The sequence below is a fragment of the Kitasatospora sp. NPDC004799 genome, assembly GCF_040609095.1.
Lineage (GTDB): Bacteria > Actinomycetota > Actinomycetes > Streptomycetales > Streptomycetaceae > Kitasatospora.
On record NZ_JBEXJK010000328.1, the window covers coordinates 1 to 9,405 of the forward strand.

The 9,405-nt window shown below is 73.1% G+C and carries 6 protein-coding genes and 2 pseudogenes; 1 reads left to right on the forward strand and 7 read right to left on the reverse strand.

Annotation, left to right across the window (positions count from 1 at the left end):
• From ABZW03_RS30660 to ABZW03_RS30680, 5 genes are all read right to left on the reverse strand, one after another.
• Positions 1-240, reverse strand: a 240-nt coding sequence (locus tag ABZW03_RS30660) for a hypothetical protein (protein WP_355265398.1), incomplete at its 3' end; no start/stop codon positions are given.
• Positions 241-636: 396 nt separating this feature from the next.
• The gene (locus ABZW03_RS30665; RefSeq protein ID WP_355265401.1) at positions 637-1,437 is read right to left on the reverse strand and encodes a TIGR03936 family radical SAM-associated protein; all 801 of its coding nucleotides are present in this window, start codon (positions 1,435-1,437) and stop codon (positions 637-639) included.
• A gap of 170 nt (positions 1,438-1,607) precedes the next feature.
• On the reverse strand, positions 1,608-2,033 hold the full coding sequence (locus tag ABZW03_RS30670) for a PIN domain nuclease (protein WP_355265404.1): 426 nt from the start codon (positions 2,031-2,033) through the stop codon (positions 1,608-1,610).
• A complete protein-coding gene (locus ABZW03_RS30675; RefSeq protein WP_355265406.1) occupies positions 2,034-2,252 on the reverse strand; it encodes a type II toxin-antitoxin system VapB family antitoxin in 219 nt (72 codons plus the stop codon). It abuts the gene before it with no gap.
• Between the two features lie 120 nt (positions 2,253-2,372).
• Positions 2,373-4,301: a TIGR03960 family B12-binding radical SAM protein gene (locus ABZW03_RS30680; RefSeq protein WP_355265409.1), complete on the reverse strand. Its 1,929-nt coding sequence runs from the start codon at positions 4,299-4,301 to the stop codon at positions 2,373-2,375.
• A gap of 549 nt (positions 4,302-4,850) precedes the next feature.
• Here ABZW03_RS30680 and ABZW03_RS30685 point away from each other — a divergent pair.
• Positions 4,851-5,138 (forward strand): annotated as a pseudogene (locus ABZW03_RS30685) (M14 family zinc carboxypeptidase); the annotation flags it as partial.
• Positions 5,139-6,128: 990 nt separating this feature from the next.
• Here the strand turns inward: ABZW03_RS30685 and ABZW03_RS30690 are convergent.
• Both ABZW03_RS30690 and ABZW03_RS30695 read right to left on the reverse strand, forming a co-directional pair.
• A pseudogene (locus ABZW03_RS30690) lies at positions 6,129-7,382 on the reverse strand (AAA family ATPase); the annotation flags it as partial.
• 131 nt (positions 7,383-7,513) lie between these two features.
• On the reverse strand, positions 7,514-9,133 hold the full coding sequence (locus ABZW03_RS30695; protein WP_355265412.1) for an ADP-ribosyltransferase domain-containing protein: 1,620 nt from the start codon (positions 9,131-9,133) through the stop codon (positions 7,514-7,516).
• Between the last annotated feature and the right edge of the window lie 272 nt (positions 9,134-9,405).

Here is a 9,405-nt window from a genome sequence, read left to right on the forward strand (position 1 = left end):
GGTGACGGCGGTGTTGCCGCCCCAGGCGTCTCCGTGGACCACGCACAGTGGCTGTCCGGGCGGAAGCTCGTCCCAGGCGGTCTCGGCCGCCTCGGCGGCCGCACCCAGCGGGGTGCCCGCCGGGCGGGACACCGCGCGGCGACGGCGGCGCGGCGGCGCGGCGGACGCGCCCTCGCCACCGGTCACGGCGGTTTCGTTCTGTTCGGCAGCGGTCTGCTGCGGATCGGTGTTATCGAGCATGCGGGTGGATCTCCCGTCAGGCCCCCGGGCTCCGCATCCGGGCACGGCGCGGCACCGCTGGGCGGCCGGCATCGCGACGATGCCCGGACCGGACCCTTTGACGGTGCCGCCGCGCGGACGCGAGGCCGCACAGGAGCTCGTAGTCTCGCTCGGCGCCCCGCGCTCGGCGGGGTGTCGAAAGTCTTCTGGTCTGACCAGTCTTCTGAGGTTTTCCCAAGCTGCGCCGTCCCCCAACCCCGGGTGGCTCCCGGACGGGGCCCCGGACCGGCCGACCTTCCTGGTCGGCAGGCCCCGGGTGGCAGGCCTGCGTTGCGACGACGCTCGCTCCCCTGGGGAGCCGCGGGAACCCTGGAGGACCGTCGGGTCCAGTGAGGCACTGGACCCGGCCTCCCCCCGCTAGGCGGACGCGGTGGCGTGCGGCCCTGCGGTCGGCTCCGAGCCGACCGGGGCCGCCGCGCGGTCGAGCGCCAGCGGGTCGGTCACCGTGCCGGACTCCTCGTCGAGCGGCCCCTGCGCCAGCCTGGTCACCTCTGCGGGGACCGGCGGCGCCAGGTCGGCCGTCGCACGGAGACCGGACAATACGTCGTCGGGTCGTACGGCGGGTGTGGCGTGTCGTACTACCAGGCGCAGTATCGCACAGGGACGGCCGGTCCGAACATCGCGGTCGGTTCCGGTCCCGGCGTCGGCACCGGCCTCGACCTGGGCCGGGACGGCTTCCAGCGCCGCCACCGCGCCCCGCGCGTCGAAGACCCGCAGGCCGTTCTTGGTGCGGCGCTCGACCTCGACCCGCTCGGCGGCGAGGAAGCGCGCGACCGCCTCGGCGGCCACGTCGTGCTCGACGCCGTCCAGCCGGACCAGCCACTCGGAGGCCTCCAGGCGCTCCACGAAGTTCGGCGTCCGCACCTCGACCGCGTCGATCACGTCCAGGCCGGCCGGCAGCGACTCGTCCAGCTGCGCCCGCAGCTGCTCAGGGTCGCGCACGGCGGCCAGGCCGATCTCCAGGTACTCCGCCTCGCTCGCCACCCCGGTCGGGGCCGCGTTGGCGTAGGAGACCTTCGGGTGCGGGGTGAAGCCGGCCGAGTAGGCCATCGGAACGGCGGACCGGCGCAGGGCGCGCTCGAAGGCGCGCTGGAAGTCGCGGTGGCTGGTGAAGCGGAGCCGGCCGCGCTTGGTGTAGCGGAGACGAATCCGCTGCACCGTCGGCGCGGGCGGCGGACCGTCGGGCGTACGGCGTGCCAGGGTCGCTCAGTCCTTAGTCAGTTGTCCCCGTCCGGCACGGCGTCTTCCCGCCACTGTCCGGACTCTGTCACCTCAAAGGGTACGCGCCCCGCCACCCCGCTCGCTCCGCCCCTGGTCAGAGCAGGTCCTCAGTCCAGCGAGCCCGGCTCGGCCAGCCACCTGGCCTTCAGGTCGGCGTGCTTGGCGATGGTCTCGAAGTCCCGGTCGTAGTGCAGCACGGTCAACCCGTGGTGCATCGCGGTCACGGCGACCATCAGGTCGGCGATCCCCGCCGACCGGTGCTGGCCGACCTTCACGAGCCGCTCCTGGATCGACAGGAGCCGCTGCCACGCGCTCTCCGGGACAGCGGCCCATCCGTACACGTCCGCGAGTGACCGCTTGATCCGCGCGTAGTCGTCCACCGACCTGGCCGAGTAGAGGATCTCCGCCTCGGTCGGCGCGCACAGCGAGACCCGCCCGCTCAGCAGTACGTCGGCCCATTGCGCGCGGCACACGGGTCGGAGGATCCGCGCGTACGCGGACTTGTCGATCAAGAACTGCTCAGCACCGGCCATTCAGCGCCATGCCTCCTCCTCGAAGCCCGGCTCCAGGAGCTTGTCGAACGCGCCGTCCTCGGCGAGCCGCGTCAACTCCTGCAACGCGAGCTCCCTGCGGCGGCGCGCCCCGATCTCTTCCAGGGCGGCGTTGACGGTGTCCTTCTTCGTCTTGGTGCCGAGCACCTCGGCAGCAAGAGCCAGGGCTTCCTCATTGATATCGATCATCGTCTTGGCCACTTTATTTGCCTCCATGAGTCGATATCAAATCGTCACGGGCAAGCATAACATTCGAGGAAATGTTCGTATATACAGGTGCCCCCAGTGGATATATCCACTGGGGGCACCTGACTGTTGCGGCTACTTGTTGACGACCGTCAGGGGGAGCATCTTCTTGCCGGTGGGGCCGATCTGGATGTGGGTGTCCATCTGCGGGCAGACGCCGCAGTCGAAGCACGGGGTCCAGCGGCAGTCGTCGACCTCGACCTCCTCGAGGGCGTCCTGCCAGTCCTCCCAGAGCCAGTCCTTGTCGAGGCCGCTGTCCAGGTGGTCCCAGGGCAGCACCTCCTCGTAGGTGCGCTCGCGGGTGGTGTACCAGTCGACGTCGACGCCGGTGCCGGCCAGGGCCTTGTCGGCGCAGGCCATCCAGCGGTCGTACGAGAAGTACTCGCGCCAGCCGTCGAAGCGGCCGCCGTCCTCGTAGACCTCGCGGATGATCGCGCCGACCCGGCGGTCGCCGCGGGAGAGCAGGCCCTCGACGATGCCCGGCTTGCCGTCGTGGTAGCGGTAGCCGATGTTCTTGCCGTACTTGCGGTCGCCGCGGATCGAGTCGCGCAGCTTGGCCAGCCGGGCGTCGGTGGCCTCCGCGGACAGCTGCGGCGCCCACTGGAACGGGGTGTGCGGCTTGGGCACGAACCCGCCGATGGAGACGGTGCAGCGGATGTCGTTCTGGCCGGTGACCTCGCGGCCCTTCTGGATGACGTTCTTCGCCATCTCGCCGATCTGGAGCACGTCCTCGTCGGTCTCGGTGGGCAGGCCGCACATGAAGTACAGCTTCACCTGGCGCCAGCCGTTGCCGTACGCGGTGGCGACGGTGCGGATCAGGTCCTCCTCCGACACCATCTTGTTGATCACCTTGCGCATGCGCTCGCTGCCGCCCTCGGGGGCGAAGGTGAGGCCCGAGCGGCGCCCGTTGCGGGACAGCTCGTTGGCGAGGTCGATGTTGAAGGCGTCGACGCGGGTGGACGGCAGCGACAGGCCGATCTTGTCCTCGGTGTAGCGGTCCGCCAGGCCCTTGGCGATGTCGCCGATCTCGGTGTGGTCGGCGCTGGACAGCGACAGCAGGCCGACCTCCTCGAAGCCGGTCGCCTTCAGCCCGCGCTCCACCATCTCGCCGATGCCGGTGATGCTTCGCTCCCGCACGGGGCGCGTGATCATGCCGGCCTGGCAGAAGCGGCAGCCGCGGGTGCAGCCGCGGAAGATCTCCACGGACATCCGCTCGTGCACCGTCTCGGCGAGCGGGACCAGCGGCTGCTTCGGGTACGGCCACTCGTCCAGGTCCATCACGGTGTGCTTGGACACCCGCCACGGCACGCCCGGGGCGTTCGGCACGACGCGGCCGATCCGGCCGTCGGCCAGGTACTCCACGTCGTAGAACTTCGGGACGTACACCCCGCCGGTGCGGGCCAGGCGCAGCAGCAGCTCGTCCCGGCCGCCCGGGCGGCCCTCGGCCTTCCAGGCCCGGATGATGTCGGTGATGTCGAGCACGGCCTGCTCGCCGTCGCCGACCACCGCCGCGTCCAGGAAGTCCGCGATCGGCTCCGGGTTGAAGGCCGCGTGGCCGCCGGCCAGGACGATCGGGTCCTCGTCGGTGCGGTCCTTGGCCTCCAGCGGGATGCCGGCCAGGTCGAGCGCGGCCAGCATGTTGGTGTAGCCGAGCTCGGTGGAGAAGGACAGCCCGAACACGTCGAAGGCCTTCACCGGGCGGTGGGCGTCGACGGTGAACTGCGGGACGCCGTGCTCGCGCATCAGCGCCTCGAGGTCCGGCCAGACGCTGTAGGTGCGCTCGGCGAGCACGCCCTCGCGCTCGTTCAGCACCTCGTAGAGGATCATGACGCCCTGGTTGGGCAGGCCGACCTCGTAGGCGTCGGGGTACATCAGCGCCCAACGGACGTCGCAGGCGTCCCAGTCCTTGACGGTCGAGTTGAGCTCGCCGCCGACGTACTGGATCGGCTTCTGGACGTGCGGGAGGAGGGCCTCCAGGCGTGGGAAGACCGATTCGACAGTCATGTACTAGGAACCCTTACGACGTGATTCGGTGCCGCGAGTCGGCACGGGAGGGGTGACCCTCAAGGGTAGCCCAATCCGGGGAACGGCCCGTCGGCCCCGGATCACGGACCCCGCGCGCTCCGGCGCGACCCGGCCGGCCGGTATCCGCCGGTTGCCGCCGGTGGCCGCCCGCACCCGCCGACACCCGCCCCGGCACGCGCGGTGGGCGCCCGTCGGCCGGTGCCGTCCGCCGTTGACACGCCCGGACGGGCCGTGCGGTACTGACAGGGCTCCGCCAAAGGCATCTGCACCCCTTCCGAACACGGAAGTTGAGTCGTACGCTCGGCCCTCGTCGGTCTTCCGGCCGGCGCACCTCTCCCTCACCTCTCCCTCACCGCGGGCCGCCCCGGCACGGCCCGTCCGTCCCCGCGCGGCCGCCGTTCCCCGGCCCGCGGCGCCACGCCCCGTCCGCGCCACGCCCCCGCCCCCGTCCACCGCCCGCACGCCGTGCCCGGCGGCGCACCCGCACGCCCGCGCCCCGGCGGCCGTACGACCGGCGCAAGGAGAACCATGACCGACACCGGTCGGCGGATCCGCCCCCTCCGGCCCCTCGACGCCCGGCCGGCCCGCTACCCCACGCCGGCCCAGGCGGAGTCCGCCGCACGGCGGCTCGCGCTGCGGCACCCGGACCGCTGCCGGCTGCGCGAGGTGGGCCGCTCCCGGGCCGGGCGCCCGCTGCTGCTGCTCTCCGTGGACCGCGGGCCGCGCGCGGTGCTGGTGGTCGGCGGCCCGCACCCCAACGAGCCGATCGGCACCGCCGGGACCGTCCGGCTCGCCGAGGTGCTGCTGGACCGCCCCGCCTGCCCCGGACTCTCCTGGCACCTGCTGCTCTGCCTCGACCCGGACGGCGCCGCGCTCAACGCCGGCTGGCTGGACGGCCCGCTCACCATGCGGCGGCACTACGAGCACTTCTTCCGCCCCTCCTTCGAGGAGCAGCCCGAACTGCTGCCCGCCCCCGGCTCCGGCCGGCCGCCGATGCCGGAGAGCCTGGCGCTGACCGGCCTGATCGACGAGCTGCGGCCCGTCCTCCAGTGCTCGCTGCACGGGGTGGACTTCGGCGGCGCGTTCGTCCAGCTCACCCGCCCGGTCCGGGGCCTGGCCGGGCGGTTCGCCCGCTCCGCGCAGCGGGCCGGCGTCCCGCTCGACGTGGACTCCTACGACGCGATCGGCTGGGCCAGCCCGGCGCCCGGCACGTACCTGATGCCGGCCCCGGGCGCCGGGGGCTCCCGGGCGCTGCCGGACGAGCCCGAGCTGTCCACCTGGTCGTACCCGGGCCGGTACGGCGGGGTGACCGCGGTGCTGGAGGTCCCGATGTGGGCCGTCGACGCGGTCGGCGACGCCCGTCCCCACCCGGCCGGCGCGCAGGCCCTCGCGGCCGCCGCCCGCGACCTCACCGCGCGCGCCGGGGAGCTGGCCGCCCTGCTCCCGAGCGTCCCCGTCCACGGGCACGAGGCGTACGGACCGCTGCTGCGCACCGCGGAGTTCAGCCTGGCGGTCGCCCCGCAGGTGGCCGAGGAGTGGCTGGAGCGCTGGGGCGCGGAGCCGCTCACCGCCTCCCGGGTGACCACCGCCGGGCTGGTCGCGGCCCGGGTGCCCCTGCGGGTCGCGTCGATCCTGCTGCGGCTGCTCGCCGACGCCCGCGGCCCCGCCGCCGAGGCCGCCCGCGACCGCGCCCGCGCGGTCGTCACCGACAGCCTGGACCGGCTGCGCCACCGCTTCGGCGCCCGCTGGGTCCCCGTCCAGGAGCAGCTCGCCCACCAGACCCGCGCCGTCCTCACCACCGCCGACTGGGTCGCTCAGCAGGGCGGCGACCACGGCCTCCGGGCGCAACTGCGGCCAGGCGGCCTCCAGGAAGGCGGCGACCGGCTTGCAGCGGCCGGTCTTCCGCGACCAGGCGCCGGAGCGGACGCCGGTGCGCCGCTCGGCCTGGTCCTGGAGCATCGCCACCACCCGGGTGCGCAGGCTCTCCCGGCCGATCGCGTACGGCGGCGCCTGCTCGCGCAGTTCGGCGACCGTCCGGTCGAGCCGCTCCGGCGACACCCGCCAGCGGTAGGAGCCGTCCGGGACGACCAGCGGCTCCGAGCCCGCCGCCCGGATCCGGCCGTACAGGGCCCGGCGCAGCACCGTCGCCATCCGCGCGTCCTGCTTGACGGCGGCGGCGCGTTCGTCGTCCACCGAGCTGACGGGGCGGGTGGCGACCAGGTCCTCGACGGTGCTCTGGGTGACGTCGATCTCGCCGAGCGCGGGCAGCACCTCGGCGATGTAGCGCAGGAAGGTCCGGTTGGGGCCGATGACCAGCAGGCCGCTGCGCCGGATCCGCTGCGGGAAGCTGTAGAGCAGGTACGCGGCACGGTGCAGCCCGACGGCGGTCTTGCCGCTGCCGGGCGCGCCCTGCACGCAGACCGACTCGCTCAGCTCGCCCCGCACCAGCGCGTCCTGTTCGGGCTGGATGGTGGCGACGATGTCCCGCATCGGCCCGGTGCGGGGGCGCTCGATCTCGGCGGCCAGGATGCCGCCGGCGGCGCCGTCCGCGCCGCCCACCGGGCCGGACCTGCCGGACCCGCCGAGGGGCTCGTCCTCCAGCCCGGTCAGCTCCTCCGGCGCGCCCAGGCTCCACGGTGCCCAGCCGAACCGGCGGCGCCGCGCGAGCCCGAGCGGGGCGTGGGCGCTCGCCTGGTAGAACGCCCGGGATACCGGGGCCCGCCAGTCGACCACCAGCGGCGCCACCGTCGGGTCCTCGGAGATCCGCCGGCGGCCCACGTAGTAGCGCTGGCGCCGGTGGTCGCCGGCCTCCGCGGTGTCGGCGAAGTCCAGGCGGCCGAAGAACGACGGGCTCTCCGGCAGCTCCTTCATCCGCTTGGCCCGGGTGCGCAGGTACCGGCCGAGCGCCTCCGCACTGGCGCCGTCGCCGGAGACGTCCTCCCCGGCCACGACCTGGTGGTCCGCGTCCTCGACCTGCCGGGCCAGCGCCGCCCGGCAGACCTCGACGTAGGCCCGCTCCCGTTCCAGTTCGCCGTCGAGGCCGTGGGCTTCCGAGGTCATCGTTCACGTTCCTTCCCGCACAACGGGCTCACCTGTCGCCCGGAGTCCAGCATAACCTTACTCAGTAAAAATACTGACTTGGTTGCCAGATCCGGCGACGGGTTCGACCCGGAGGCCTCAGGACACCGGCCTCAGGACACCAGGGGCGCCTCCTCCAGCTCGGTCAGCGTCACGGTGCACAGGCCGCCGCGCTCGGCCCGCACCTCCGTGACCTCCAGCTGCGTGCCGGGCAGCAGGATGAACTCCTCCTCGCCGGTGAACGCCGAGAAGTTCTGGATCCCGGCGGCCCGCACCGGCCGCACCTCGAAGAGCGTCCGCTTGCCCCGGCTGCCGAGGAAGGACTGCGCCACCCCGAGCTTGGAGGTGCAGGAGGAGACGCCCCACCACGTCACCGTCTTCCCGACCGGGTACTGCCGCCGCAGGTCCAGCGACACCCCGCGCCACAGCGGCGCCGTGCGGACGGGCAGCCGCGACACCGCCGCGAACAGCAGTCGCAGGTACGGCAGGTACGGCACCAGCCGGCCGCGGTCCGGCGAGCGCAGCACCGCGTTGATCTCCCGGTAGAACGCGGACTCGCAGGTGTACAGGTACAGCGCGGCGACCTCGTCGGCGGACAGCCCGGTGGCCGCCTCGTCCGCCCGCCGCTTGCCGAACTCGTGCGACAGCGCCACGTGCCGGTCCAGGCCGCGCAGCAGCTCGGCGACCGGCGACACCGCCTCCCGGAAGCCCATCAGCGGGGTGTCGAACACGCCGGTGATGGCGGGCAGGACGAGGCCCTCGTCCTTCACCCCGGCGAGTCGGTCCAGGTAGAGCTGGTGCAGCTCCATGGTGGAGGCGATGAAGGCGCCCATCCGCTCGGCGACCCCGTCCGCCGCCCCGCCGCCCAGCGCCGACGGCGCGTTCCACCCCGCGCTGGGCAGCCAGTCGACCTCGTCGGCGCCCAGCGAGGCGAGCGCGGCGTTCACCGTGGCGAAGTGCTCGCCGTCGCAGAAGACGTCCCCCTGGGCCGCCGGGTTGGCGTGGTCGATGTGCCGGACCTCGACCTCGGGGTACTTCTTCTGCAGCCGCAGCACGACGTTCTTCAGGCTGCGCGCGTGCGCGCCCCACCAGGCGAAGACCACGTAGCGGTCCTCCTCGGCGGCCTGCTGCTTGGCGCACAGGATCTCCTCCACGATCCGCTCGGCCACCGGCCGCCAGAACGCGGTGTGCTGGTCCGGCCCCATCGCGCCGTCGCTGCTCGCGGTCAGCGCCGCGTTCAGCAGCAGCACGCCCTGGGTGAGCATCGCCTGGAACCACTCCGGCGGCTGGACCGTCTCCCGCTCCTTGAGCAGCGCCCGTATGTCGGCGATCGGCGTCTTCTTGGGGATGCCGTACTTCCACATCGCCGCGGCCTTGATGAGGCAGCGGATGCTGATCACCCGGCCGAACTGGCTGTCCTTCCAGTCGTGGAAGGTGTTGTCGAACATCGCGATGCCGGTGGCGCTCTCCGGCCTCGGGTACGGGTTCTGCCCGAAGACCACGACCTTCCACTTGTGCGGCGCGTGCGGCTTGAGCGCCTGGAAGGTCAGCTCGCGGACCGGGACGACCTCCGGGCCGCGGCCGGGGCCGATGAACGAGACCGCACCCGGCTGGGCCTCGATGACCGGCTTCAGCAGCGGCAGCCACGGCTCGCCGCCGCCGGTGAAGAGCTCCGCGAGGGCGAGCGGGTCGTTCGGGTCGGGCTGGGTGGCGGGGGTGTCGACGGCGCTCATGGTGGTGCGACTCCGGCTGGTCGGGACCGTACGAATGTCAGACGAACGGCAGGTGATGGCCCGTCAGCTTCCCTGGCGGACACCACAGTCCTACCAGCCGGGTCCGACAATCCCGGCCGCCCCGACGGGCCCGCGGACCGGCGCGGACGGGGCCGGACGGATTGTCAGTGCCGCGCGCTAGTACTGCAACGGTGCTTACCGTGACGTTCGTTGGGCTCGCTCGTTGGGCTGTTCATGGGTGGGGACATATCCGAGGTCGATGCTCGTTCCTG